The sequence below is a fragment of the Pseudarthrobacter sp. NIBRBAC000502770 genome (genome assembly GCF_006517815.1).
Lineage (GTDB): Bacteria > Actinomycetota > Actinomycetes > Actinomycetales > Micrococcaceae > Arthrobacter > Arthrobacter niigatensis.
The window spans coordinates 934,149-958,611 of record NZ_CP041198.1 but is presented as its reverse complement, the minus strand read 5'-3'; the positions used below and the strand labels follow the sequence as shown (position 1 = coordinate 958,611).

At 66.9% G+C, this 24,463-nt stretch carries 23 protein-coding genes; 4 read left to right on the top strand and 19 right to left on the bottom strand.

Going from position 1 to position 24,463, the window contains the following annotated elements:
* Window positions 1-34: 34 nt before the first annotated feature.
* On the bottom strand, window positions 35-385 hold the full coding sequence (locus tag NIBR502770_RS04720; RefSeq protein WP_141160954.1) for a LysM peptidoglycan-binding domain-containing protein: 351 nt from the start codon (window positions 383-385) through the stop codon (window positions 35-37).
* A gap of 357 nt (window positions 386-742) precedes the next feature.
* On the opposite strand from NIBR502770_RS04720, the gene lexA reads away from it, so the two are divergent.
* Entirely contained in the window at window positions 743-1,477 is a 735-nt protein-coding gene (lexA, locus tag NIBR502770_RS04715) for a transcriptional repressor LexA (protein WP_141160955.1), read from the top strand.
* A 47-nt stretch (window positions 1,478-1,524) separates the two neighbouring features.
* Here the strand turns inward: lexA and NIBR502770_RS04710 are convergent, their stop codons facing one another.
* Both NIBR502770_RS04710 and hflX read right to left on the bottom strand, forming a co-directional pair.
* Window positions 1,525-3,582 (bottom strand): ATP-dependent DNA helicase, encoded by a 2,058-nt coding sequence (locus NIBR502770_RS04710; protein WP_141181184.1) that lies wholly within the window; start codon window positions 3,580-3,582, stop codon window positions 1,525-1,527.
* The gene (gene hflX, locus NIBR502770_RS04705; RefSeq protein ID WP_141181183.1) at window positions 3,575-5,152 is read right to left on the bottom strand and encodes a GTPase HflX; all 1,578 of its coding nucleotides are present in this window, start codon (window positions 5,150-5,152) and stop codon (window positions 3,575-3,577) included. Before hflX ends, NIBR502770_RS04710 begins: the two co-directional genes overlap by 8 nt.
* Before the next feature lie 436 nt (window positions 5,153-5,588).
* Between hflX and NIBR502770_RS04700 the strand changes: the two genes are divergently transcribed.
* A complete protein-coding gene (locus tag NIBR502770_RS04700) occupies window positions 5,589-6,212 on the top strand; it encodes a class I SAM-dependent methyltransferase (protein WP_141181182.1) in 624 nt (207 codons plus the stop codon).
* Here the strand turns inward: NIBR502770_RS04700 and dapF are convergent.
* The 6 genes from dapF to NIBR502770_RS04670 form a co-directional block, all read right to left on the bottom strand.
* On the bottom strand, window positions 6,184-7,128 hold the full coding sequence (gene dapF / locus NIBR502770_RS04695) for a diaminopimelate epimerase (protein WP_141181181.1): 945 nt from the start codon (window positions 7,126-7,128) through the stop codon (window positions 6,184-6,186). The genes NIBR502770_RS04700 and dapF overlap by 29 nt on opposite strands.
* A gap of 44 nt (window positions 7,129-7,172) precedes the next feature.
* Window positions 7,173-8,069 carry a tRNA (adenosine(37)-N6)-dimethylallyltransferase MiaA gene (gene miaA / locus NIBR502770_RS04690; RefSeq protein WP_141181180.1) on the bottom strand — a complete coding sequence of 299 codons (897 nt, stop codon included), beginning with the start codon at window positions 8,067-8,069 and terminating at the stop codon, window positions 7,173-7,175.
* Between the two features lie 3 nt (window positions 8,070-8,072).
* Window positions 8,073-9,629, bottom strand: a complete 1,557-nt coding sequence (gene miaB / locus NIBR502770_RS04685; protein WP_210418912.1) for a tRNA (N6-isopentenyl adenosine(37)-C2)-methylthiotransferase MiaB — start codon at window positions 9,627-9,629, stop codon at window positions 8,073-8,075.
* A 3-nt stretch (window positions 9,630-9,632) separates the two neighbouring features.
* On the bottom strand, window positions 9,633-10,121 hold the full coding sequence (locus NIBR502770_RS04680; RefSeq protein WP_141161627.1) for a regulatory protein RecX: 489 nt from the start codon (window positions 10,119-10,121) through the stop codon (window positions 9,633-9,635).
* A gap of 132 nt (window positions 10,122-10,253) precedes the next feature.
* Window positions 10,254-11,309: a recombinase RecA gene (recA, locus tag NIBR502770_RS04675; RefSeq protein ID WP_141161628.1), complete on the bottom strand. Its 1,056-nt coding sequence runs from the start codon at window positions 11,307-11,309 to the stop codon at window positions 10,254-10,256.
* Between the two features lie 222 nt (window positions 11,310-11,531).
* The gene (locus NIBR502770_RS04670; RefSeq protein ID WP_141160961.1) at window positions 11,532-11,756 is read right to left on the bottom strand and encodes a DUF3046 domain-containing protein; all 225 of its coding nucleotides are present in this window, start codon (window positions 11,754-11,756) and stop codon (window positions 11,532-11,534) included.
* Window positions 11,757-11,797: 41 nt separating this feature from the next.
* On the opposite strand from NIBR502770_RS04670, the gene NIBR502770_RS04665 reads away from it, so the two are divergent.
* A complete protein-coding gene (locus tag NIBR502770_RS04665) occupies window positions 11,798-12,343 on the top strand; it encodes a MarR family winged helix-turn-helix transcriptional regulator (protein ID WP_141160962.1) in 546 nt (181 codons plus the stop codon).
* Window positions 12,344-12,410: 67 nt separating this feature from the next.
* Here NIBR502770_RS04665 and NIBR502770_RS04660 read toward each other — a convergent pair whose 3' ends face one another.
* From NIBR502770_RS04660 to NIBR502770_RS21430, 7 genes are all read right to left on the bottom strand, one after another.
* Window positions 12,411-12,863 (bottom strand): helix-turn-helix domain-containing protein, encoded by a 453-nt coding sequence (locus tag NIBR502770_RS04660; protein WP_018771597.1) that lies wholly within the window; start codon window positions 12,861-12,863, stop codon window positions 12,411-12,413.
* A gap of 168 nt (window positions 12,864-13,031) precedes the next feature.
* Window positions 13,032-13,511, bottom strand: coding sequence for a CinA family protein (locus NIBR502770_RS04655; protein ID WP_141181179.1), 480 nt, complete (start codon window positions 13,509-13,511; stop codon window positions 13,032-13,034).
* Window positions 13,508-14,149, bottom strand: coding sequence for a CDP-diacylglycerol--glycerol-3-phosphate 3-phosphatidyltransferase (gene pgsA / locus NIBR502770_RS04650; RefSeq protein WP_141160964.1), 642 nt, complete (start codon window positions 14,147-14,149; stop codon window positions 13,508-13,510). The genes NIBR502770_RS04655 and pgsA overlap by 4 nt, the downstream gene beginning before the upstream one ends.
* Window positions 14,150-14,166: 17 nt before the next feature.
* The gene (locus tag NIBR502770_RS04645; protein ID WP_141181178.1) at window positions 14,167-17,043 is read right to left on the bottom strand and encodes a DNA translocase FtsK; all 2,877 of its coding nucleotides are present in this window, start codon (window positions 17,041-17,043) and stop codon (window positions 14,167-14,169) included.
* 140 nt (window positions 17,044-17,183) lie between these two features.
* Entirely contained in the window at window positions 17,184-18,875 is a 1,692-nt protein-coding gene (locus NIBR502770_RS04640) for a ribonuclease J (RefSeq protein ID WP_141160966.1), read from the bottom strand.
* 40 nt (window positions 18,876-18,915) lie between these two features.
* The gene (dapA, locus tag NIBR502770_RS04635) at window positions 18,916-19,824 is read right to left on the bottom strand and encodes a 4-hydroxy-tetrahydrodipicolinate synthase (protein ID WP_141181177.1); all 909 of its coding nucleotides are present in this window, start codon (window positions 19,822-19,824) and stop codon (window positions 18,916-18,918) included.
* 58 nt (window positions 19,825-19,882) lie between these two features.
* Window positions 19,883-20,371 (bottom strand): hypothetical protein, encoded by a 489-nt coding sequence (locus tag NIBR502770_RS21430; RefSeq protein WP_246857403.1) that lies wholly within the window; start codon window positions 20,369-20,371, stop codon window positions 19,883-19,885.
* Window positions 20,372-20,530: 159 nt separating this feature from the next.
* Between NIBR502770_RS21430 and NIBR502770_RS04625 the strand changes: the two genes are divergently transcribed.
* Window positions 20,531-21,766, top strand: a complete 1,236-nt coding sequence (locus NIBR502770_RS04625; protein ID WP_141181176.1) for a heparan-alpha-glucosaminide N-acetyltransferase domain-containing protein — start codon at window positions 20,531-20,533, stop codon at window positions 21,764-21,766.
* 89 nt (window positions 21,767-21,855) lie between these two features.
* On the opposite strand, the gene NIBR502770_RS04620 is transcribed toward NIBR502770_RS04625, so the two are convergent.
* From NIBR502770_RS04620 to dapB, 3 genes are all read right to left on the bottom strand, one after another.
* Window positions 21,856-22,827 carry a TM2 domain-containing protein gene (locus NIBR502770_RS04620; protein WP_141181175.1) on the bottom strand — a complete coding sequence of 324 codons (972 nt, stop codon included), beginning with the start codon at window positions 22,825-22,827 and terminating at the stop codon, window positions 21,856-21,858.
* A 326-nt stretch (window positions 22,828-23,153) separates the two neighbouring features.
* Window positions 23,154-23,627, bottom strand: a complete 474-nt coding sequence (locus NIBR502770_RS04615; RefSeq protein WP_141160970.1) for a hypothetical protein — start codon at window positions 23,625-23,627, stop codon at window positions 23,154-23,156.
* Window positions 23,628-23,630: 3 nt separating this feature from the next.
* Window positions 23,631-24,401, bottom strand: a complete 771-nt coding sequence (gene dapB, locus NIBR502770_RS04610) for a 4-hydroxy-tetrahydrodipicolinate reductase (protein WP_141181174.1) — start codon at window positions 24,399-24,401, stop codon at window positions 23,631-23,633.
* Between the last annotated feature and the right edge of the window lie 62 nt (window positions 24,402-24,463).

Below are 24,463 nucleotides of genomic sequence, written 5' to 3'. Positions count from 1 at the left end.
ACCGGAAAATGTGACGGTTCCCGCGGCTTCCCCCTCAGTGGGTGGGAACGAACAGCTGCTGGCCTGGAAGGACGGTGCCGGCGTCAAGGTTGTTGAGCTGGACAATGTCCGCCACGACGTCGCGGGCGTCCCGGCCCGGCGCGACGGTACCGGCAATGGCCCACAACGACTGTCCGGGCTGCACCGTCACGGTAACGGTGGGTGTCACCGCGAGGTCCGCAACCGAATCCGAGGCCTTGGCCGGGGAATGGAAGAACCCGGCGAGTGACAGCAGGAGAACAGCGAGGACTACAAGCGGGACCCCAATCAGGACGATCCTCCCCCGGCGGGTGAGCCGCAGCGGTGCAGGCGATGGTGAAACCTGGTGAAGAGTTAAAGCTGACATGAACTAAGCCCTCCTGGACTTGCCGTGCTGCCCGGGTGTCCGCCCGCAACGCCCTTGCCGTTCCAAACCGCCGCCGGGCACATCTTCCGGCCGGGTATTCGAAGGAGGCATCTGCTGGTTAGAACACATATTCGAACTTTGCTGGTTAAGTTTTAGCACCTATCAACGAACATTGTCGAGACTCGCTAGAACAAATGTTTGAAAAAGCACTATGGCTGGCCTAGTTTTGGAACCAAGAACAACCACTCCTGAAGTTGACCAGCAGGGTCTGACAATGACAGTGGGAGTCCTTCCACCGGCACGGCGGAAACAGCGCCCGGCGGAAGTTCCGGCGGCAAGCGAAAGGCAATGGCGAATATGGCAGCAGCAGCCGCCGGGGGCAGGACCGCCCCGCAATCCAAGAGGACCACCAAGGGGCTGACTCCCCGGCAGAAGAAGATCCTCGAGACCATCCAGCGCTCCGTTAACGAGAACGGGTATCCGCCGTCCATGCGGGAAATCGGCGACACGGTCGGCCTTGCGAGCCTGTCAAGCGTGACCCATCAGCTCTCGCAGCTGGAAAAGCTGGGCTATCTTCGGCGCGACCCCAAGCGGCCCCGTGCCATGGAAGTGTTGATGCCGCTGACGCTGGACGGCGGGGGAAAGAGTGCGGGCACGTCCCGTGCGCCCCAAGCCGCAGGGGACAGCGCCACCGTCACGGAGCTGCCTACTGCTCTGGATACGGCCATGGTTCCGCTGGTGGGCCGGATTGCCGCCGGCGGCCCCATCCTTGCCGAACAGCTCGTCGAAGATGTCATGCCGCTGCCCCGCCAGCTGGTTGGCCAGGGCGAACTTTTCATGCTGAAGGTGGCCGGCGATTCGATGGTGGATGCCGCCATTTGCGATGGTGACTGGGTGGTGGTGCGGCGCCAGGCTGACGCTGCCAACGGGGACATCGTCGCTGCACTGCTGGATGACGAGGCGACGGTCAAGACCTTCCGCCAGCGCGACGGCCACACCTGGCTGCTGCCGCAGAACACCCAGTACGAACCGATCCTGGGCGACCATGCCACCATCATGGGCAAGGTCGTCTCAGTCCTGCGTTCGCTCTAGCCTGCGCACGCCTGCCCGGCATCCGTGCAGGCGCTATCCGGCCGTTCTCAGGACGCGTCGGCGCCCAGCCTGGTGAGGGCTGCCAGCGCTTTGGCGCGGTCAGTGGTGGCCCAGAACGGCGGGAGGGCGCCGCGCAGGAATCCCGCATAGCGCTCGGTGGCCAGCCGCGAGTCCAGGACTGCCACCACTCCTTTGTCCCCGGTTGACCTGATCAGGCGGCCGGCCCCCTGGGCAAGCCGGATGGCAGCGTGGGTTGCCGAAACAGACATGAAACCGTTCCCGCCGGCCTGCGCCACGGCACGCGAACGCGCCGTCATGAGGGGGTCGTCCGGCCGCGGGAACGGGATGCGGTCAATCACTACCAGCCGGCAGGATCCACCGGGAACGTCCACACCCTGCCACAGGGACATGGTTCCGAAGAGGCAGGTGTCCGGTTCGTCCGCGAATTGTTTGACCAGGGCGGTCATGGTCGACTCGCCCTGGCAGAGGACAGTCATGTCGAGCTTCGGGCGGAGGGCATCGGCGGCTTCCCCGGCCGCCCGCCGCGAGGAGAACAGGCAAAGCGCTCCCCCGTTGGAGGCCTTGATGAGCGCTTCGAGTTCGGCCAGGGCTTCCGGTGAAACACCTCGGCCGGGCTTGGGCAGGTGGCCGGCAACGTAAAGGATGCCCTGTTTGGGGTAGTCGAAGGGCGAGCCAACATCCACGCCCGTCCAGCTGGGCGCTCCGTCACCGATCAGGCCCAGGCCTCCTGCGGCCGGTTCGAAGGCGGAACCGATCGCCAGGGTGGCAGAGGTCAGCACCACGGTGTGGCCGGCGAAGAGCCCCTCCCGCAGCCTGCCGGCGACGGACAGCGGCGCAATGTTGATCAGGACCGGCGCGCTGTCATCGGGCTGCGAATAGCCTTGGTCGGGATCGAAGGTGCTGGCGCGGGAGAACCACACCACTTCCCGGTTTTCCCGGGCAGCGATCAGCCGCTCGCACAGTTCCAGGATGAGCATCAGCCGGGAACGCGCCAGCTGCCGCCCGCCGTCGGCCGTGGTATTGCTGTCCCCTTTGGAATCGGACAACGCAGCCCTGCACGCTTCACGCAGCTGGTCCACGCAGTCAAGCTGTTCATCGTTCAGTCCGTTGGGGAGAAGTCCGTTGGGCGCGCCCGCGAGGGCCATTTCCAGGTTGGCAGCTGCGGCGTTCAGGGCGTCAACGGTGATGGCGGTGTGTTTCCGTGCGCCGGAAGCGGCCGCGTGGACCATGGCCACGGACAGCTGCCCGGAGACGGCTCCCGTCACCCGGTCCTGCAGCTCGTGCGCTTCGTCCACCACCACGACGTCGTATTCGGGCAGGACTGCCAGTCCTTCGAACGCGCTGACGGCCAGCATGGCGTGGTTGGTCACCACCACGTCAGCCTCGGCGGCATCCTGCCGGGCGAGCTCGCTGAAGCATTCAGCGGCCATCGGGCATTTTTGGGCGCCGAGGCATTCCATTGAGGTGACGGAAACCTGCCGCCATGCACGGTCGGTCACTCCAGGCAGCAGCTCGTCGCGGTCGCCGGTGGCCGTCTTCTCCGCCCATTCGCGGAGCCGCACCACTTCCTTGCCCAGCTGTGACGATGGTCCGCCCACGGAGGCGGCGAAATGCGGAACGCTGGTGTCCTCCCCCAGGGAAAACAGCTGCCCTTCCGACGGTTCCTCGGAAGGGAACCCGCCTTCAAGCTTGTGGCGGCACACATAGTTGGACCTGCCCTTGACCAGTGCAACCTTGACCGGCCGGTCCAGCGCCGGGGTGATGTTCTTCAGGAGCCGGGGCAGGTCCCTGCCGACAATCTGGGTCTGGAGCGCCAGGGTCGCCGTGGAGACCAGCGCAGGCTTGTTGCTTTCCAGGGCGTGGGCGATCAGCGGTATCAGGTAGGCCAGCGATTTGCCGGTGCCGGTACCTGCCTGGACCAACAGGTGGTTGCCGGTTTCGATGGCCCTGGCCACCTGGCGGGCCATTTCGTGTTGTCCGGTGCGGCTTTGTCCGCCCATGCCGGCGACGGCGCGGTCGAGCAGTTCGATAACGAACTGCTCGCCCGCCGTCTGCGCAGCTTCGCCGGCTGCGAGGTCAGTCATTGACGACGAATTGTTCCAGTTCGGACGCGAGGCCCTCCCGGACCATCACCGCAGCCCTGGTACCGGCCTCGAGGTGGTCCAGGCTGAGGATCTCGGCGTCGGACTCATGGAGCTTGCTGATCAGGTCCCCGCGCTCGTACGGGATGAGCAGCTCCATCTTGACCGATGGCCGGGGAATGGACTCGCTGATGGCCTTCAGCAATTCCGGGATGCCTTCCCCGGTCCTGGCCGAGACCACCACGTGCCGTGGCTCGCGCTGCTTCAGCCGCTCCACCACAAAGGGGTCCGCCGCATCGGCCTTGTTCAGGACGATGATTTCAGGCACCTTGCGGGCGTCGACTTCGCTGAAGACCTTCCGGACCGCGGCGATCTGCCCTTCCGGGTCGGGGTGCGACACGTCCACCACATGCAGGATCAGGTCCGAGTCCGCCACCTCCTCGAGGGTGGAGCGGAAGGCTTCCACCAGCTGGGTGGGCAGTGAACGGACGAACCCGACGGTGTCCGCCAGCGTGTACCCCAGGCCGTCAGCGGTTTCGGCCTTGCGGACAGTGGGATCAAGGGTGGCGAAGAGGGCATTCTCCACGAGGACCCCTGCGTCGGTGAGCCGGTTGAGCAGCGAGGACTTGCCGGCGTTGGTGTAGCCGGCGATTGCCACGGAGGGCACTTCATTACGACGCCGGTTGGCCCGTTTGGTCTCCCGTGCCGGCTTCATGGCGGCGATTTCGCGCCGCAGCTTGGCCATCCGGGTACGGATCCGGCGCCGGTCGAGTTCGATCTTGGTCTCACCTGGACCACGGGAGCCCATGCCGGCGGCGGCGCCGCCCACCTGGCCGCCGGCCTGGCGGGACATCGACTCACCCCAGCCGCGCAGGCGGGGAAGCAGGTATTCCAGCTGCGCCAGCTCCACCTGCGCCTTGCCTTCGCGGCTCTTGGCGTGCTGGGCGAAGATGTCCAGGATCAGGGCTGTTCGGTCGATGACCTTGACCTTGACGATGTCTTCAAGGCCACGGCGCTGGGAAGGAGCCAGTTCGGCGTCCACCACTACGGTGTCCGCGCCGGTGGCCATGACGATGTCCTTGAGTTCCTGCGCCTTGCCGGAACCCAGGAACGTCCCGGGGTCCGGCTTGTCGCGGCGCTGCACCAGACCGTCGAGGACTTCCGAGCCCGCAGTCTCGGCCAGGGCGGCCAGCTCCCGCAGTGAGTTTTCGGCGTCGGCGAGCGTTCCCTCTGACCAAAGCCCGGCCAGGACCACGCGTTCGAGGCGCAGCTGCCGGTATTCAACTTCGGTGACGTCCTCAAGCTCGGTGGACAGACCCGCCCTGCGGCGCAGGGCGCGGCGTTCCTCGAGGTCCTGCTGGTCGCCGTCGTACGTTGAATGTTCTTCGTCGAGCCGGGAAATGGCTTGGGCCTTGCCAAGGACGGCTTTACCGCTGCCGCCTTCACCGCCGGACGTGCCGGCATTTTTGGCGGGAACGTCCTTGGCGAGGATCCGGTCGATGACAGCCTGGATCTCCTGCGGACTCATGTCCTGGGCGGCTGGATCGGAACCGGTATTGGGCTGGCTGGTCATGGTCTCCTTTGAAGATTCGGCAGTTCCAGAATAGTGCTGATTGGCTCGAAGTTGGAATGTATTCGCGCTGGGCTGACGGCCTGCGGTCATGCGTTTCTCCTGGTTGTTGCGCCGCCGGCTGCGATGCCGGGGCTCGAATGCCGCGTCAGATCGGCGGCAGGGCTGGAAAGGCCGGACCAAGGCGGGAAGTGCAGCAGTGGGCTGACTTTCGAGTTGTGTCCGGCGGCCGGGCCAGACGGCATGGTCTGGCCGGTGCGCAAAAGCGGAAGGTATGGAAACCTGCGTCGCTGCGGGACGGACTGCCGCTGGAGGACAGCCTGCGGGACGGGCGCGCCCGTACCAGCTACTCGAAGATCAGGAACATGCCCTCCAGCGTAGCAGAGGGCCCTCAGGCCGGTTTCCCATTACGCTGCAGGGGGAACTACTCTGGCCAGTTATGGAGTCCGCACACTATTTCAGCACGTCCCCTGCCGGCCCCTTCACCAGGAAGCCCCTGACAGTGGAATTGGCCGGTGGGACGCGGCAGCTCCAGACCTCCCCGGGGATCTTCAGCCCCGACGGTATCGACAAAGGCACCGCAGTGCTCCTGGCCGGCGTTCCTGCGCCGCATCCCCAAGGCAACCTCCTGGACATCGGGTGCGGCTGGGGACCCGTGGCGCTCACCATGGCGCTGCTGGCCCCCGGTTCCAAGGTGTATGCCGTGGACGTCAACGAACGCTGCATCACCCTGACCAATGAGAACGCAGCCGCCCTGGGACTGGCCAACGTGGTCGCCAGCACACCCGCGGCCGTAGATCCGGAGGTCCGCTTCGACACCATCTGGTCCAACCCGCCCATCAGGATCGGCAAGGACGAACTGCACGCCCTGCTGAAGCTGTGGCTTCCGCGCCTGGCGGACGGCGGCACGGCATGGCTGGTGGTGCAGAAGAACCTGGGCTCGGATTCGCTTCAGCGCTGGCTGGCGGCCGAACTGGACGGCTCCTTCACCGTAACCCGGGAGTCCACGTCAAAGTCCTTCCGGATCCTGAAGGTCACGAAAGCGTCCCACTCGCCACAATGACGGCAGGGCCGCTGAGCTCCACGTGCTCGTGGCCGCCGGGGGCGGCAAAGAACTTCACGCCCACCACTCCGCCGGGAACGTGGACCCGCCAGGCGTCCGGCGCCTCCGCCCCGGCCCAGTGCCGGATGGCGACGGCGGCAGCGCAGGCACCGGTCCCGCAGGACTGGGTCTCCCCCACGCCGCGCTCGTGCACCCGCATGGTCACAGAGCCCACACCGTCATGGACCAACGGTTCTGCCGGGACCACGAATTCCACGTTGGTCCCGTTTGCAGGAACGGGATCGACCTTGGGAGCGGTGAAGAGCCGGGTGCCCGTGAGCTCAGAGAGTTCGGCGAGGGCCACCACCGTATGCGGGTTGCCCATGCTCACGGAGAGGGCCGGCCGGGCAACTTCAAGCCCGTCGGCGGTGACCAGGGAATCCATGGCTTTGGCGCTTGCCTCCCCGGGGAAGATGAACTCCCAAGGACCCATGTCCACGGCATAACCGTTCCCTGTCCGGACCACGGTCTTGACCCCGCCGCGGGTGCCGATGGTGAGGGATCCGCCGTCGGGCAGGTCGATCAGGCCCTCCGTCCGCAGGAAATGGACGAAGACCCTGACCCCGTTGCCGCACATCTCGGACAGGGAGCCGTCGGCATTGCGGTAATCCATGAACCATTCCGCGTCCGGGGCTTCCGTGAGCAGTTCCCGGCCCTCGGGCAGGAAGCGGGACGGGACCGCCCTGATCAGGCCGTCGGCCCCGATCCCGCGGTGCCGGTCGCACAGCGCCGCGGCCTGGTCCGCGCCGATGGCACGGACGCCCTCGGGGTCGGCCACCAGGACGAAATCGTTGCCGGTGCCGTGCCCCTTGGAAAAGCGGAGCCCGCTCAGCGTGTGCAGGACGGGTCCGGTGGTTTCGGCGGGGGTTGCATTCATGGTCCCAAGCGTAGCGGCGCATGCCGCCGGCGCTGAAACTGCAGCTACCGGCACAACTCCGCTGCCTTGCCAACGAGTCCCGGTTCCTGCCAGTCCAGCCAGGTGATGCGGGGGTCGGGGCGGAACCAGGTCAGCTGGCGGCGGGCGAACTGCCGGGTGGCCACGATGGTTTCCTCGGCGGCGTCTGCAACGGTGGACGTGCCATCGACCACGCGCAGGAACTGTGAATAGCCAAGCGCCCGGGACGCGGTTTTGCCGCGGCGCAGGCCGCTGGCGTCGAGCAGCCGGATTTCGTCCAGCAGGCCGGCGTCCACCATCCGGTGCACGCGTGCGGCCAAGCTGTCCCGCAGGACCTCGCGGTCCACGCTGAGGCCCAGCTGGGTGGCGGGCTGGTGGTACTCCCGCCGGGGCATGAAGGAGCTGAAGGGCCGTCCGGTGAGTTCGTGCACCTCGAGGGCCCGGATGATGCGCCGGGCATCGGAGACGCGGGCGGCGGAGGCGGGATCGACGGTCCGGAGCCTTGCAAGGAGTGCCTCGGTACCGAGTTCGGAATGCTCCGCCTCAAGGCGGGCCCGCAGTGCGGGATCGGTCCCCGGAAACTCCAGGACGTCAAGCGCGGCCCGGACGTACAGCCCGGAGCCACCAGCCAGGATGGCGCGCTTGCCGCGCCGATGGATGTCGTCGATGGTCTTGCGTGCCTGGGACTGGAAGTCGGAAACGCTGGCTTCCTCGGTGACGTCCAGGGTGTCCAGGAGGTGGTGCGGCACTCCCCTGCGCTCGGCCAAGGTGATTTTGGCGGTGCCGATGTCCATGCCGCGGTAGAACTGCATGGCGTCGGCGTTGATGACCTCGCCGTCCAGGGCGAGGGCAAGGTTGACGGCGAGGTCAGACTTGCCTGAGCCGGTGGGACCGACGACGGCGATGACGGGCGGGGCAGCCACCTGTCAGCGGGTGCGCAGCGGCAGTGCGGGCATGCCGAGGGAGACGCCCTTGCGTTCCCCGGGTGAAGCCGGGGATGGTGCCCCGCAGGAGTCGGCCTGGGACCTGTCCCATGCGTCCCCTGCCCGGGACCGGCGCAGGCTGTAGTCCTCAAGCGTGGGATCGGACACCAGGTGGAAGGCCGCCGCTTCGGTAATGGTGACGGTGACGAGGTCCCCGGGCCTGGGGGCGGGTGCGCCCTCAGGGACCGAAAAGTGGACCAGCCGCTGGTCCTGCGACCGGCCGGAGAGCCGGTGGGTCTCCTCCGACTTCCGCCCGGACTGGGCCGTGACCATGACTTCGAGCCGACGGCCAAGCTGCTTCCGGTTTTCTTCCGCGGCGATGCGGTCCTGCAGGGCGGTGAGGCGTTCGAAGCGTTCCTGGACTACGGCCTTGGGGAGCTGGTCGGGCAGGTCGGCCGCCGGCGTGCCCGGACGCTTTGAATACTGGAAGGTGAAGGCGGTGGCGAAGCGGGACTGTTCCACCACGTCCAGGGTTGCCTGGAAGTCCTCTTCCGTTTCGCCTGGGAAGCCGACGATGATGTCGGTGGAGATGGCGGCGTGGGGGATCCTTTCACGGACCTTGTCCAGGATTCCCAGGAACTTGGTGGACCGGTAGGAACGCTTCATGGCCCGGAGGATGCTGTCCGACCCGGACTGCAGCGGCATGTGCAGCTGCGGCATGACGTTGGGAGTCTCTGCCATGGCGTCAATGACGTCATCGGTGAACGCGGCCGGGTGCGGGCTGGTGAAGCGGACGCGTTCCAGCCCCTCAATCCCGCCGCAGGCACGCAGGAGCTTGGAGAATGCCTGACGGTCCCCGAACTCCACCCCGTAGGAGTTGACGTTCTGGCCGAGCAAGGTGACTTCAATGGCGCCGTCGTCCACGAGTGCCTGGATTTCCGCGAGGATCTCTCCGGGCCGGCGGTCCTTTTCCTTGCCGCGCAGGGCCGGCACGATGCAGAAAGTGCAGGTGTTGTTGCAGCCTACGGAGATGGACACCCAGCCCGAGTAGACGGAGTCGCGTTTGGTGGGCAGCGTGGAAGGGAAGACATCCAGGGACTCCAGGATCTCCAGCTGGGCTTCGTTGTTGTGCCGTGCCCGGTCCAGGAGGGCCGGCAGGGCACCCACGTTGTGGGTACCGAAGACGGCATCCACCCAGGGCGCCTTTTTAAGGATGGTTTCGCGGTCCTTTTGTGCCAGGCAACCGCCCACGGCAATCTGCATGCCGGGGTTGGCCGCTTTCACCGGGGCCAGGATGCCCAGGTTGCCGTAGAGCTTGTTGTCCGCGTTTTCCCTGACTGCGCACGTGTTGAACACCACGACGTCGGCATGCCCGCCCTCTGCGGGCACGTAACCGGCGGCCTCAAGCAGGCCGGACATCCGTTCAGAGTCATGAACGTTCATCTGGCAGCCGAAGGTGCGCACCTGATAGGTGCGGGGCATCGCTTCGGACTGCGGCACCGCCCCTGCTTCGACGGAAGGGGTGGCGTCGGATTGGGGGGAAGGAATGGTCAAACTCACCCGTTAAGGGTACCGGCTCTGGAGGCGGTCGTTGTCGGGGTCCTGCCGGGAATCGAGGACCTCGTTGACGATCCGGAACGCCTGGGAGGGTTGGTAGCCCTTGCGTGCGAGCATTGACGCCAACCGCCGTACGGCTTTGTCCCGCTCGCCGGGACCGGCCAGGTCCGTCCCAGGGCGGAGCTTGCGTTCCACCAGGGCACGGGCTGCGGCTTCCTCGTCGGCGTCGGTCAGCTGCTCCAGGGCCGAAGCAGCCGTTTCCTGGTCGATGCCCTTCTCAGCGAGCTCCCGCCGGAGCGCACCCTTGGCCAGCTTCCTGGACTGGGCCCGGCTCCTGACCCACATGTCGGCAAATTCGGCATCGTTGATCAGCCGGACTTCCTGGAACTTGTCCAGCACGGCCTCGGCGACGGGTTCCGGGATGTTCCGCTCCGCCAATTTCCGGGCAAGCTGGAGCCGGCTCTTGGGCGCGGCTGTGAGCTGCCGGTACACGATGGCCTGGGCAACCGAGAACGGATCCGGTTCGGCGTCCGCGGCCTGCGGGTCCTCAGGGGCGGCAAACCCGTCCGGCGCCCCGGTTGAGGGGCTGCCGGAACGGGTCCGCCGTGTTCGTGGGCCGGTCAAGGGCTAGAACCCGTCGACGGCTTTCAGCTTTGGCGCGTCCTTGGACTCATCCTCGGCAGGCTTGACGCCGACACCGAGCTTCTCCTTGATCAGGCGCTCCAGCTCGGCGGCAAGCTCCGGGTTGTCACGGAGGAAACGGCGCGAGTTTTCCATGCCCTGGCCCAGCTGGTCGCCGTCGTAGGTGAACCAGGAACCCGACTTCTTGATGATGCCGTGCTCCACGCCCATGTCGATGATGCCGCCTTCGCGGGAGATGCCCTGGCCATAGATGATGTCAAACTCGGCCACCTTGAAGGGCGGAGCCATCTTGTTCTTGACGATCTTGGCCTTGGTCCGGTTGCCGACCGAGTCGGCGCCCTCCTTGAGGGTCTGGATCCGCCGGACGTCGATGCGGACCGACGCGTAGAACTTCAGGGCCTTACCGCCTGTGGTGGTTTCGGGGGAACCGAAGAAGACGCCGATCTTTTCCCGGAGCTGGTTGATGAAGATGGCGGTGGTCTTGGTCTGGCTCAGGCGTCCGGTGATCTTACGCAGGGCCTGGCTCATGAGGCGGGCCTGGAGGCCGACGTGGCTGTCGCCCATGTCGCCTTCGATTTCTGCCCGCGGCACCAGGGCGGCCACGGAGTCGATGACGATGACATCCAGCGAACCGGAGCCGACCAGCATGTCCATGATTTCCAGGGCCTGCTCGCCGGTATCCGGCTGCGAAACCAGGAGGGCATCGGTGTCCACGCCCAGCTTGGCGGCGTAGTCGGGGTCCAGGGCGTGCTCGGCGTCGATGAAGGCTGCGATCCCGCCCGCGCGCTGGGCACTCGCCACCGCGTGCAGGGCCACGGTGGTCTTACCTGAGGATTCAGGACCGTAAATTTCGATGACGCGGCCGCGCGGGAGCCCGCCAATGCCAAGGGCGACATCCAGGGCGATGGAGCCGGTGGGGATGACTTCGATCGGAGCGCGGACTTCGTCGCCCAGGCGCATGACCGAGCCCTTGCCGAACTGCTTGTCAATCTGGGCAAGTGCTGCTTCCAGCGCTTTTGCACGATCCGGGGCTGCCGCCATGGTTGACACCTCTAATGCTTTCTCGATGGTGGCCTTCGCGGCCATTGTGTTGGTCATCTCTGACGCTAAGGGGACCCACTGACATTCCGGCCGGAAGACAACGGCTATGTGGATAAACCCGATGAAAAAATCATAGCCTTATCCGAACAGGTATTCGAAGAGTGGAGCTCCTGCGGCGTGTCCGCCGGCAGGATCCCCGCCCCGGCAGCGCCGTGCCCTCCGCTAGTCGCGGCGCGGGGCGATGTCGCGGCCCAGCCGCCGTTCCGACGGGACATCCTGGACGTCGCAGACCGCAAGCCAGACCCGGCGCGGCTCAACCCCGGCCGCCAGGGCCTGGTCAGCGGTGCGCCCACCGACGCCGGCAAGGACCAGGGTGCTGCTCAGCACGCGGGAGTATCCCGCGCCGAACTCGTCATCCATCAGACGCCAGTACTCGCTGATTCGCATCGGTAAATCCTCTCATGATTGTGGACCCTAGAATTGTTGCCATGAGCAACTCCCCGGACCTCCCGCCGCGGCAGGACACAGGCAATGACGCCGCCGATGCCGCGCTGCAAAATGTTGAACACCAGATCAGCCTTTTTTGGCGGCGGGCGCGGGCCATCTCCAACCAGCTTTCGCGCGAGGTCCACCCGGACATGGAGCCAGCGGCGTACGGGCTGTTGACGATTATCCGCCGGGAAGGCCCCATCCGGCTGACTGAGCTGGCCATGAACATCGGTGTGGGCAAGCCGTCGGTCAGCCGGCAGATCGCGTTCCTGGAAGGTCTGGGCCTGGTGTCCAAGGAGGCGGACCCCCTGGACCGCCGGGCGCAGTCGATCCGGCTGACGCCCAAGGGCGAAGAGAAGATGCACCAGGTCCAGGACGCCAGGCGACAGGTCTTCCAGGAGCGGCTGCGCGAGTGGCCGGTGGAGGACCTTGAGGAATTGGCCCGCTGCATGGCCAGGTTGAACTCCACTTATGAGCGTGACGGATTCCCCAGGGAGGCCGCTGACGGGCCGGGCTCACCGGAGCGGGCGCAGCAGGACTCATGACAGCAGGAAGCCCCCGGCATGGCCGGGGGCTTCCTGTTGTCCGGCGCCCACCCTGCGGTGGGGCTCCTTACCGGGCTCCGGAGAGGAGTCCCGTGGAGAGTTCGTCGTTCAGTTCAGTGTTGAGGTCGCGTTCCAGGTCACGGCCGTAACGCTGGGAGAATTCCTGCGGGACGGTGTCCGGAACGGCGACGCCTTCGGCTACTGCCACGCGGTCGCTGACCTCGCGGAGCATGCTTGACAGCGGAACATCCAGTGCCGAGCAGATCGAGGACAGGAGCTCTGACGATGCTTCCTTTTGGCCGCGCTCCACTTCGCTGAGGTATCCCAGGGAGACACGGGCGCTGTGCGAAACTTCACGGAGCGTGCGCCCCTGACGCTGGCGGACATCGCGCAGGACATCACCGATTTCGTGACGAAGTACTACCATCTTGCGCTCCTTCTGTTCGCTCTTAGCCTGTTCGGCGAGGCCCACATCCTTCCAGCGGACAACGCCGTTTACGGATACGGGCTGCTTTACCATCTGTATCGCCTTGCTCCCTCATTGGTCAGGTCCGCCGCCGGCGAACCTGTCTTGGTCATTTCATCCTAGGCGCCTCCGCTCTTCGGAAGCGACACAATGTAATAACTAATCGGTAATGGCTTTTGTTCCCGGCAACTTTACGCGCGGTAACTTGGCGGCCTGCGCGGCTTAGCCGGCGAGGGCTTCGAGGAGTCTTTCGAGGGCGGCGGCGCAAGTGGCGGCGCGGATGTCCGGCCGGTTTCCGGTGAAGGAGTACTCGAAACCGGCGGTGCCTGCGGCTGTGGCGATGCCGATGTAGACCCGGCCCACGGGTTTGCCGTCGTGGGCCTCGGGACCGGCGACGCCGGTGGTGGAAAGCCCGACGTCGGCGCCCAGGACAGTGCGCGCCCCGGCGGCCATGGCCCGGGCGACGTCGGGATCGACGGAGCCGGCACTGGCCAGCAGGTCGGCGGGCACGTGCAGCACCGCCTCCTTCACCGAGTTTTGGTATGCCACCACCCCGCCCTGCAGCATGCCGGAGGCGCCCGGGGTGTCAGCCAGGACAGCGGACACCATGCCGGCCGTCAACGACTCCGCAGTGGCAACGGTCCGTCCGGAGTCAAGTGCCTGCCGGACGGCCTGTGCCGCCAGCCGGTGAAGGTTGCTCATGCCTGTTCCCGTCCCTCGGTTCCCGCCTGCCGCTTGCCCCTGGCGCGCAGGCGCAGGGCTTCAACCACGTACTCGACGCCGGTCCACAGCGTGATCGCCACGGCTGCCATCATGACGGCGAATGCCACCCAGGACATCCAGGGCGCGAATGCCCCGAGCGGCAGCAGGTACAGGAAGATTGCCGCGGTCTGGACAACGGTTTTGAGCTTGCCGCCGCGGGAGGCGGGGATGACTCCGTAGCGGATCACGAAGAACCTCAGGGCCGTAATGCCCCATTCACGGACCAGGATCACCACGGTTGCCCACCAGGGGAGCTCGCCCAGCAAGGACAGCATCACCAGCGCGGAGCCGATGAGCAGCTTGTCGGCAATGGGGTCGGCAATCTTGCCGAAGTCAGTGACCAGGTTCCGGCTCCTGGCGATGTCGCCGTCGAGCTTGTCCGTGTAGATGGCGACGGCGAACGCGGCCACCGCCGCCCAGCGCCACGGTCCGGAGGTGCTGTGCAGCCCGGGGGCGTCGGCCACGAGGAACCACACGAAGAACGGGACCAGCGCGATGCGGATCATGGTCAGGACATTGGGGAGGTTCCAGACCCCGGCACGGCCTTGGCCGGCGGCGGTTGCATCGGTGCTAGTCACGTTCCTAGGCTACCGGGCTAGCGTCCGGTGAGGGACCAGGCGTCCTCGGAGCCGTCGTCGTCGCCCGGGGCGGAATCCGATCCGTCGTAATATTCGACGTTCTGCTTCCGCTGGTCCAGGTCAGCGGCCACCAGGTCTTCGGCGTAGCCGCCCTGGGCAATGTTGGCGTTGGCGTTGTCACTGAGCGCTGCCGTCTGTGAATCGGCCACGGCCGGCGGCTCCTGGCCTTTCATCGCGGCGAGGACCGCGGCGAGGTCGTCCGGCTTGACCAGGACGTCCCGGGCCTTGGAACCCTCGGAAGGTCCCACCACTCCCCTGGACTCAAGGAGGTCCATGAGCCGGCCGGCCTTGGCGAAGCCGACCCGGAGCTTGCGCTGCAGCATGGAGGTGGAGCCGAACTGGGTGGTGACCACAAGCTCCGTGGCCTGCAGCAGCACCTCGAGGTCGTCCCCGATGTCGTCGTCGATCTGCTTCTTTTCCGCTTCGGGGGCGACGTCGTCCCGGTAGACAGCCTGCAGCTGCCCCTTGACGTGCTCCACCACTTTATGGATCTCCGATTCGGTGACCCAGGCGCCCTGGACACGCATCGCCTTGGACGCTCCCATAGGCAGGAAGAGGGCGTCGCCCTGACCGATCAGCTTCTCGGCGCCGGGCTGGTCGAGGACCACGCGGGAGTCGGTGACGGAGGACGTGGCGAAGGCCATGCGCGAAGGCACGTTGGCCTTGATGAGGCCGGTGACCACGTCCACGGACGGGCGCTGGGTGGCCAGGACCAGGTGGATGCCTGCGGCGCGGGCCAGCTGGGTGATGCGGACGATCGAGTCTTCTACGTCGCGCGGGGCGACCATCATCAGGTCGGCAAGCTCGTCCACGATCACCAGCAGGTATGGGTAGGGCCGGATGACGCGCTTGGAGTCCACCGGCGGGTGGACCTTCCCGGCACGGACGGCCTTGTTGAAATCGTCGATGTGCTTGAAGCCGTAGTTGGCCAGGTCGTCGTAGCGGGCGTCCATTTCCCGCACCACCCACTGCAGCGCCTCGGCGGCCTTCTTGGGGTTGGTGATGATCGGCGTGATGAGGTGCGGCACGCCCTCGTACGCGGTCAGTTCCACTCGTTTGGGGTCCACCATGACCATGCGGACCTCATCCGGGGTGGCCCGCATCAGGATCGAGGTGATCATCGAGTTCACGAAGGACGACTTGCCGGCACCGGTGGCACCAGCCACCAGGAGGTGGGGCATCTTGGCCAGGTTGGCCACCACATAGCCGCCCTCCACGTCCTTGCCCACGCCCATCACCATGGGGTGGTCCGTGCGGCGCGCGTTCTGGCTGCGGAGGACATCGCCCAGGGAGACCGTTTCACGGTCGGTGTTGGGGATCTCGATGCCGATGGCGGACTTACCGGGGATGGGGCTGAGGATCCGGACGTCGCTGGAGGCAACGGCGTACGAGATGTTCTTGGACAGGGCGGTGACGCGCTCCACCTTGGTGCCGGGCGAGAGCTCGATTTCGTACCGGGTGACGGTGGGGCCGCGGCTGAACCCGGTGACCGTGGCATCAACATTGAACTGGGTCAGGGTGTCCGTGAGGGCGGCGACGACGGCGTCGTTGGCTTCCGTGCGCTCCTTCGGGATGGACCCGGGGGTCAGGAAGTCCGAGGCCGGCAGGGTGTAGGTCACGTCGCCGGCCAGCGAGAGCTGCTCGGTCCGCTGCGGGATGGGAACGGGCGGCGGCGCGGGCGCCACCGGGTTCGAGGGCACCGTGGGCGCGGCGGCAGGCTTGCCGGGAGCCGCGGCACCGGGGATAACCAGGGGGATGGCCTCGGTGGCGTTTTCCGGCGGGGCCGCCTGCGCACCGGCGCCCAGGCCCTGGGCGGCCTTGATCTTCTCGACGGCGATCTCCGCCTGGGTGGGCCGCCGCACTCCGGGCGCGGGCCGCGCCGGTTCGCCCTCGTCGTCGTCAATGACAGCGTGCTCGAAGGCTTCGTCGCCCACGTAGCCCTCAAGGCCTGCCCCGGCTTCCTGGTCCTTCCCGAAGAACTTCCGCTTCTTCTTCCGGGGTGCGGGCGGCGCCGTCCGCTCGAGGTAGCTGCGGTCGTGGACGTCGGCGCGTTCCGGATCCATCAGGTCGATGCCCATGAGGTGCTCGTACGCTCCGCGGATGCGGCGCGGAATGGCGGTGAACGGGGTGGCCGTGATGATCAGCAGGGATACGAATGCGAGCAGGCCGTAGAGGGCCACCGGCACGGCGGGATGGATGGCGGCCAACGGCGTGGCGGCCAGGAAACCGAGCATGCCGCCCGCCCTGCGGAGCCCGTCGAAGCCGTCGGCCACCGTGGGCTGGCCGCCCAGGATGTGTGCCAGGCCGCAGCCGGCGAATGTCATGATCAGGAAGCCGATGCCCACCCTGTTGTTGCCCCGGCCATCGGAGGGCTGCCGGAACAGCCGGAAGGCACAGACGAAGAGCATGAGCGGAAGCAGCAGGGAGATCCACCCGAACGTGCCGTTCACCACGGCGTAGACGGCGTCCGGGAACCAGCCTGTCAGGCCCCACCAGGCGAACGTGGCGATGAAGACGCCGAGCGCCAGGTTGAACAGGGCGGCTCCATCGCGGCGGTCCTCGGGGGGGAGGTCGCTGACGTCGTGGCCGATGCGGCGCACTCCCCCGCCCACCAGGTGCCCCACGCCAAGCCATGCGCCGCCCACTACGCGCAGCAGCCACGGCTGGTGGTGTTCGACGGCGGGAAGCTGGCGGGTGCGTGCGGTGCTTGATGAGCCGCCACGCCCCGCCCTGCCGGCGGTGGAGCCGGTTCCGCGGCCTGTGGGGCTCCCGGATTTGCTGCCGGAGCTGCCCCTGCCGGTACCTTTGGGCGCGGAAGTAGTACGTGTGGCCATAGTAGTTACGCTACCGGAAGCATGCGGTGATTCCGGGGATATCGGGGCCGGGAGCATCCCCGCTCCCCGCTGTTAAAGGCCTCCGGCCCGCACTCCTGCCTGCGGCGGGGAGGGCGGGCCGGAGCCGGCGGGGTGGACCATCAGGCCTCGAGGACCACCGGGATGATCATGGGCTTGCGGCGCAGCTTGCGGTTGACCCAGGTGCCCACGACGCGGCGCACCACCTGCTGGAGCTGGTGGCTGGTGTGGTCCGCATTGTTCTGGACCGCTTCTTCCAGTGCCGCGTTGATCTTGGGGATGATGTCGTCGAAGACGGAGTCGTCTTCGGCAACGCCGCGGGCATGGATCTCGGGGCCGGACACCACCTTGCCGGTGGCGCGGTGGATCACCGTGATGATCGAGATGAAGCCTTCGTCGCCCAGGATCCTGCGGTCCTTGAGGTCGGCGTCCGTGATCTCCCCAACGCTGGAGCCGTCAACGTAGACGAAGCCCACCTCCACCTGGCCCACGATGTCTGCCTGGTGGTCGCGAAGGTCGATGACGGTGCCGTTGTCCGCGAGGATGACGCTGGCTTCCGGAACGCCGGACTCGATGGCGATCTTGCCGTTGGCGATCAGGTGGCGGGTTTCGCCGTGAACCGGCATCGCGTTGAGCGGCTCGAGGATGTTGTAGCAGTAGAGCAGTTCGCCGGCCGCGGCGTGGCCGGAGACGTGGACCTTGGCGTTGCCCTTGTGGATGACGTCGGCGCCAAGCTTGAGGAGGCCGTTGATGATCCGGAACACGGCGTTCTCGTTGCCCGGGATGAGGCTGGAGGCCAGGATGACGGTATCGCCGTCCCCCACCACCACCCGGTGGTCACCGTTTGCCATCCGGGACAGGGCCGCCATGGGCTCGCCCTGCGAACCGGTGGACATCAGGACCACCCGGTTGTCCGGCAGGTTGTCGATGTTCTTGATGTCGACGATCAGCCCGGCCGGGACGTCCAGGTAGCCCAGCTTTTCGGCAATGGCCATGTTGCGGACCATGGAGCGGCCCACGAAGGCCACCTTGCGGTTGTGCTTGGCGGCGGCGTCGAGGACCTGCTGCACGCGGTGCACGTGGGAGGAGAAGGACGCCACGATGATGCGCTTGGTGGCCTGACCGAAGAGGCGCTCCAGGGTCGGCCCGATTTCCTTCTCGGCCGTGGTGAAGCCGGGGACGTCGGCGTTGGTGGAGTCGGACATGAAGAGGTCAACGCCCTCTTCGCCCAGCTTGGCGAAGTGGCGCAGGTCGGTGATGCGTCCGTCCAGCGGCAGCTGGTCCATCTTGAAGTCACCGGTGTGCAGGACAGTGCCGCCGGCGGTGCGGATAAAGACGGCCAGGGCATCCGGGATGGAGTGGTTCACGGCGACGAATTCGCATTCGAACGGCCCGAACTTCTCCACCTGGCCCTCTTCGACCGTCAGCGTGTAGGGCCGGATGCGGTGCTCCTGCAGCTTTGCCTCGATCAGGGCAAGCGTCAGCTGGGAACCGACCAGGGGAATGTCGTTGCGCAGGCGCAGCAGGTACGGCACGGCGCCGATGTGGTCCTCGTGGCCATGGGTGAGGATGACGGCCACGACGTCGTCCAGCCGGTCCTCGATGTAGGAGAAATCCGGCAGGATCAGGTCAACGCCGGGCTGGGTTTCCTCGGGGAAGAGGACGCCGCAGTCCACGATCAGCAGCTTGCCGTCGATTTCGAACACGGCCATGTTCCGGCCGATCTCCCCGAGTCCGCCAAGCGGAACGATCCTGAGCGTGCCCTGGGGCAGGCGCGGAGGGGTGACAAGGCCGGTAAGGGCAGTTTGGGTCATAGTGCACTACTTTCCAGGCGGAAGGGTGCCGGTCTTAGCCTCAGGAGAAGACCAGCCCCGCTTCCGCCAAATCCCCGCGGATGGTTTCGATCTCGGTTTCGTCCGGCTCCACGAGGGGCAAACGGACAATCGAGTTGGGCAGGACTCCCTGCCATTTAAGAATCTGCTTGGCCGCCACGGCCCCCTGGACGCGGGTCATGGTGGCGCGGACGACGGGCTGCAGCTCGAAGTTGATCTTGCGGGCAGTCCCAAGGTCATTGGCGTTGACGGCGTCGATGAGCTCGCGGAAGCGGCGGGTGGCCACGTGGGTGGTGACCCCGACCAGGCCGACTGCGCCCAGCGCCATCCAGGGAAGGGTCAGCCCGTCATCGCCCGAGTAGAAGAGGAGGTCCGTTTCGGCCATGACGCGGGTGGCTGCGGTGAAGTCCGCCTTGGCGTCCTTGACGGCGACGATGTTGGGGTGCTGGGCCAGCCGGATCATGGTGTCGGGCTCAATCGCGATGGAGGACCGGCCCGGAATGTCGTAGAGCATGACGGGGACGTCCACTGCGGAGGCGATGGTCTCGAAGTGCGCGCGAACGCCGGCCTGGCTGGGCTTGTTGTAGTAAGGGGTCACCAGGAGGAGGCCGTCGACGCCGAGGGCGGCTGCCTGCTGGGAAAGGTGCACCGAGTGCGCTGTGTCGTTCGTGCCGGTACCGGCAATGATGGCTGCTCGGCCGCCCACGGCATCCTTGACGGCGCGGAACATGCCGAGGTTCTCTTCGTCTGTCAGCGTGGAGGTTTCGCCTGTGGTGCCGGTGACCACAAGGCCGTCGCAGCCGTCGTCAACCAGTTTGCTGGCCAGCGCTGCCGCCTGGTCGTAATCCACTGCGCCGTCCTTGGTGAACGGCGTGACCATGGCGGTCAGGAGGGTACCGAGGGCAGGGATGTGCGCGGAAGAGTCAGCCATGGAAAAAACGTTACCCTGTCCCCGGCTGGTTAGGACAATGCCACGGGCGTGACGAGCGTCAAATACCGCGCCGGTCCGGCCGCGGTGCGTCCGCTCCGGCATGGCAATAGCGGCCGACGGCGGTTTGGCGCAGGCCCTCTGCCCATGCCGCGAGACGCTGCGCCGCGCGCACATAGTGGAACAACTCCGTAGGCGTCAGCGCATCAAGGTCCGTTTCAGCAAGCCGGCGGGCCAGTTCCGCCCCTTCGGGCTGGGCAGCCAGGCTGATGCCCTCCCGTTCCCATGCCACGTCCTCCGCCGGCCGGCCGGAAACAAGCTGGCGGAACAGGTAATCCACCACTCCCGGACTCATCGCCCTCAGGGGCCCACCGCCGGAGCCGCTATCCACCGCCGACTGGGTGGCGGGGCCAATCCGGCGCGGCTTGCCGGCGGACTGCGGATTGTCCGCCGGCTGGTTCCCAGGACGCGCTGCCCCAGCCCGCCCGGGTCCGTGCTGCTGGCGCCCCTGCTCCCGGGGTGCGGGGATTCCTGCTGGTCTGATCTCCATGGCTGCCATGATATTCGAACATATATTCGAAAACAAGGATGTCCAGGTATCCTCTGGATGGTGCGTGGCTGCCCGGACGGTCCGGCCTTTCAGGGCCCGGGGCCGGTCCTGCCGTGCTGTGACAAGCTGCGCCGGCGGCGCATGTGAGACGATCTGGTCATGACGTCCCGATCCGCGGCCACCCGGTCCCGCAAGGCCACTGGAAGCCGGCAACCGGGGCGTCTTCGGGGCATCGACGCTGCGCGGGGCGTGGCCCTGCTGGGCATGATGGCCACCCACCTGCTGCCCACCTTCGAATCGAATGCAAACCTCACGCCGACCTGGATCGGCCTCACCTTCTCCGGCCGCGCTGCTGCCCTCTTCGCCGTGCTGGCGGGCGTGGGGCTCGCCCTGTCCACCGGGAAGAACACGCCGCTCGAGGGTGCCCAACTCTCCGCCGCCCGGCGCGGCGTGGCACTGCGCGCCCTGGTGGTTGCCGCCGTCGGACTTACCCTGGGCGGACTCGAAGTGAATGTGGCCATCATCCTGGTGCACTACGCCGTGCTGTTCCTGTGTATCCTGCCTTTCCTGGGGCTCGGGGTGAAGCCGCTGTGCGCGTGGGCCGCGGGATGGATCCTTGCGTCGCCGGTGCTGGCGTACCTCCTGCGGCCATGGCTGCTGGCCCCCGAACCCCCGCTGAACCTGGGCCACAACCCCGCCTGGGATGACCTGGCTACGCCAACACGGCTGCTCGCGGATGTCTTCCTCACCGGCTACTACCCCGTGTTCCAATGGCTGTCCTACCTGCTGGTGGGACTGGTGATAGGCCGCCTGGTGCTCCCCAAGGCAGTCACCCCGGTGCTGCTGCTGGTAAGCGGAACCGTGGTGGCCGTGGCGGCCAAGGCCCTGGGTACGGCGGCCATGGAAGACTGGGGCGGCCGTGCAGCGCTGGAGCAGTTCCTCAACGCTCCGGGGTACCCGTTGGGCAGCGTCCTGCAGGTCAACCTGACAGGCATCCAGCAGGAGGGTTCCTGGTGGTGGCTGGCGTCAGCGGCACCGCACTCGGGAACCCCGCTTGACCTGCTGCATACCTCGGCGGTGGCCGCTGCCGTCATCGGCGCCTGTCTGCTCCTGGAGCGCCTCGCGGAGTGGGTGGACCTGGACCTGCTGCTGCCGTTGCGCGGGGCCGGCGCCATGACGTTGACTCTCTACACCGTCCACGTCTGGGTTGTCTCCGGGTTTTACCTGAAGCCCCTTCCCGCCGGCTGGACCGAGGACGGGATGTTCTTCGCCCAGGCGGCCACCGCCGTCACGATCGGCATCGTTTTCGCCCGGCTGCGGTGGCGCGGCCCGCTGGAGTGGGTAGGCCATACGGCCTCGCTTGTGGGCCGCGGAGGCTTCAAGGCCCTTTCCTGACCCTCCCGCTGCCCAAAGCGCCGGCCGGAATGAAAGGACCCGCGCCCCGGGTGGGGGCGCGGGTCCGGTTCCGGCGCCGGGGCCGCCTGCTATTGCGGCGTCAGCGTGAAGGCGGCCGCCTTGTCGCCGAAGTCATCGTTGAGGACAACCTGGACCGGGCCCTTCTTCACATCGAACGCGATGACGCCCTGGCGGAGATCGCCGGCACCCACCTCATCGGTGGGCAGGGCGCCCATGCCGTCATCGAGGTAAACCAGTTCGCCCTCCTTGCCGTCAGCGTCGAAGACCATGAAGTTCGAGGGGCTGGCGAAGCTGCTCCCGGTCAGCGTCTCCCAGGAGACCTTGACGGCCAGGAATCCGCCATTCTTGGGCTGCAGGTACGTCATGCCCGGAATTTCCGTGGTGTAGATGGAGTCGAGGACGCTGACCTTGACGGTATTTCCTTCCGAGGCGGTGGCCACGAAGGAGTTCGCGCCGGCAGCCGATCCACTGGGTGGGGCGGATCCGGTGGACGGCGCCGGGGCGGCCTGTGAGGCCGACGGAACATCGGGCGCTCCTGGGATCGTCCGCTTCTCAAGGGCGGCGCCGGCCACTGCAAGGGACACGAGGGTCAGCAGGATAGCGGTGATGATACTCACCAGCCAGAGGATGCCGGTGATGATCCAGGCCTTCTTCTTGTTCTCCGGGTAGCCCTCCAGCGGGCGGCCTTCCTTGTCCCTGGTGTTCCCCGTCAAGGTCATGATCAGGTCAACGAGGGCCCAGATGCCCAGGCCACCGGCGGTCAAGAGCTTGGCGACACCCGAGCCGGTCTTGCCCAGGTAGAAGCGGTCCGCACCAAATGTTCCCAGCAGCAGGGACAGGATCCAGGTGGTGATGAAGGACTTTCCGGGGCCGCCGGAGTAGAAAGCGTTGCCGTGGGGCCCGGGCTGGTATTCCCCCTGCGGACCTGCAGGAAACTGCCCCTGGAAATTGGGCCGTCCGCCGTAGGTGGATGGTGCCGGCGGAATGGGTGGAGCGGCCGGTCCGTTGTGGGGCGGCTGCGGGAAATTTGGGTGGCTCATTGATGGTCCTTCTGGTCAAGGGTGCGGTGCGGCACGCAGGGCGCGGCTGGGCCCAGGAGTAACTGCGCGCGGCGTCAGGAAGCCTCGGGCGGCACGGCGTGGAGGAGCGAAGTGGTGGGGTTGAGGGGCGGGGGCCCTGCCTTCGGTTCCGAAGAGCCGGAACCGTGGCACAGATACGGCCAGCCTCATGCTTTCCCCCAAAGCTAAAGAGTATTTACTAAATAAACCTACCGCGGGCGGAGGCGGACTGCGATGGGCAGAAATGCCCATCGCAGTTACCCGCAGCGCCACCGCGAGGCTGGGGCCGGGCCGGCGCCGGCGGTGGATCAGGAGGCGGCGGTAAAGAGCTTCACGGCGTCACGCATGGACGCCCGCGCACGTTTGCGGTCGCCGGCGGCGTCGTAGGCGCAGCTGAGGCGGAACCAGGAACGCCAGTCGTTGGGGGCGGCTTCGGCTTCGGCCCGGTACTTTTCGAACTCCGCGTCTGCTGCGGCCCGAACGATCCGGCCTCCGGGCGTGCGTGGGAGCTCATCGACGGGCAGCCCGCCTTCGGCTTCCAGGACTTTGGCCATCTGCTCGGTGCGGGCGCCGAACATGAGCTCCCGGATCAGGGCCCAGGCGCCCACAACGGGCAGCACCAGGTAGGCGGCGCCGATGGCCTTGGCTGTCAGGTTGCTGTCCGTCAGGAGCAGGAGCGAACGCTGGAAGGAGACCACCAGGTAGAAGACCAGCAGGAGGGTGACCGCACCCACCCAAATCTTGGTGCGGTTTTTCCGGAAGCCGGCCAGGAGACCATTCATGGCCTAAAGTCCCAGGTCCAGGTATCCATCCAGGCCCACCGTCAGGCCCGGGTGCGCCGCAACGTTGCGCACGCCCAGGAGCACGCCGGGCATGAACGAGGCGCGGTCGAAGGAATCATGGCGAAGGGTCAGCTGCTCCCCCGGACCACCCAGGAGCACCTCCTGGTGCGCCACCAGGCCGCGGAGCCGGACGCTGTGGACGCGGACGCCGTCCACCTCGCAGCCGCGGGCCCCGGCACGCTCGCTGGTGGTGGCATCCGGGCTTTGCGGAACCTGCGCCGCCGCGCGCTCGGCGGCGATCAGCTGGGCGGTGCGGACAGCGGTGCCGGACGGGGCGTCGACCTTGTCCGGGTGGTGCAGTTCGATGATCTCCACCGATTCAAAGTACTTCGATGCCTTCGCTGCGAAGGCCGAGGCCAGGACCGAGCCCAGGGCGAAGTTGGGCGCAATGAGGACACCGGTGCCCGGGTGCGCTGCCAGCAAAGACTCCAGGTCTGACAAGCGTCCCGCGTCCCAGCCGGTGGTGCCCACCACGGTGTGGATGCCGTGCTCGACGGCGAAGCGGACGTTGGCTTCGGTGCTTTCGGGAACCGTCAGGTCCACCACATACTGGGCGCCCGAGGCGGCCAGCTGCTCCAGCGAGTCACCCCGTCCCAGGGCTGCGACGAGCTTCATGTCGGGCGCGGCGTCGACGGCTTTGACGGCCTCGGCGCCCATGCGTCCGTTGGCGCCCAGGACGGCCACCAGCTTGGGAACGGAGTGTTGTTCGGTCATGCCGTTAACCCTACCGGCGGGACCTGCGCGCGCAGGAACCGGGCGGCGTGCGTTACCTCGCA

What these genes read in the sequence shown, in the direction of transcription:
- NIBR502770_RS04660 (WP_018771597.1), bottom strand. Translation starts at nt 12,863, where the DNA reads ATGGTAAAGCAGCCCGTATCCGTAAACGGCGTTGTCCGCTGGAAGGAT.
- NIBR502770_RS04670 (WP_141160961.1), bottom strand. Translation starts at nt 11,756, where the DNA reads ATGCGAATCAGCGAGTACTGGCGTCTGATGGATGACGAGTTCGGCGCG.
- NIBR502770_RS04720 (WP_141160954.1), bottom strand. Translation starts at nt 385, where the DNA reads ATGTCAGCTTTAACTCTTCACCAGGTTTCACCATCGCCTGCACCGCTG.
- NIBR502770_RS04700 (WP_141181182.1), top strand. Translation starts at nt 5,589, where the DNA reads ATGGAGTCCGCACACTATTTCAGCACGTCCCCTGCCGGCCCCTTCACC.
- NIBR502770_RS04625 (WP_141181176.1), top strand. Translation starts at nt 20,531, where the DNA reads ATGACGTCCCGATCCGCGGCCACCCGGTCCCGCAAGGCCACTGGAAGC.
- NIBR502770_RS04620 (WP_141181175.1), bottom strand. Translation starts at nt 22,827, where the DNA reads ATGAGCCACCCAAATTTCCCGCAGCCGCCCCACAACGGACCGGCCGCT.
- dapB (WP_141181174.1), bottom strand. Translation starts at nt 24,401, where the DNA reads ATGACCGAACAACACTCCGTTCCCAAGCTGGTGGCCGTCCTGGGCGCC.
- NIBR502770_RS04615 (WP_141160970.1), bottom strand. Translation starts at nt 23,627, where the DNA reads ATGAATGGTCTCCTGGCCGGCTTCCGGAAAAACCGCACCAAGATTTGG.
- recA (WP_141161628.1), bottom strand. Translation starts at nt 11,309, where the DNA reads ATGGCGGCAGCCCCGGATCGTGCAAAAGCGCTGGAAGCAGCACTTGCC.
- hflX (WP_141181183.1), bottom strand. Translation starts at nt 5,152, where the DNA reads ATGACCAGCCAGCCCAATACCGGTTCCGATCCAGCCGCCCAGGACATG.
- lexA (WP_141160955.1), top strand. Translation starts at nt 743, where the DNA reads ATGGCAGCAGCAGCCGCCGGGGGCAGGACCGCCCCGCAATCCAAGAGG.
- NIBR502770_RS04640 (WP_141160966.1), bottom strand. Translation starts at nt 18,875, where the DNA reads ATGACCCAAACTGCCCTTACCGGCCTTGTCACCCCTCCGCGCCTGCCC.
- dapA (WP_141181177.1), bottom strand. Translation starts at nt 19,824, where the DNA reads ATGGCTGACTCTTCCGCGCACATCCCTGCCCTCGGTACCCTCCTGACC.
- NIBR502770_RS04645 (WP_141181178.1), bottom strand. Translation starts at nt 17,043, where the DNA reads ATGGCCACACGTACTACTTCCGCGCCCAAAGGTACCGGCAGGGGCAGC.
- NIBR502770_RS04655 (WP_141181179.1), bottom strand. Translation starts at nt 13,511, where the DNA reads ATGAGCAACCTTCACCGGCTGGCGGCACAGGCCGTCCGGCAGGCACTT.
- NIBR502770_RS21430 (WP_246857403.1), bottom strand. Translation starts at nt 20,371, where the DNA reads ATGGAGATCAGACCAGCAGGAATCCCCGCACCCCGGGAGCAGGGGCGC.
- NIBR502770_RS04710 (WP_141181184.1), bottom strand. Translation starts at nt 3,582, where the DNA reads ATGACTGACCTCGCAGCCGGCGAAGCTGCGCAGACGGCGGGCGAGCAG.
- dapF (WP_141181181.1), bottom strand. Translation starts at nt 7,128, where the DNA reads ATGAATGCAACCCCCGCCGAAACCACCGGACCCGTCCTGCACACGCTG.
- NIBR502770_RS04665 (WP_141160962.1), top strand. Translation starts at nt 11,798, where the DNA reads ATGAGCAACTCCCCGGACCTCCCGCCGCGGCAGGACACAGGCAATGAC.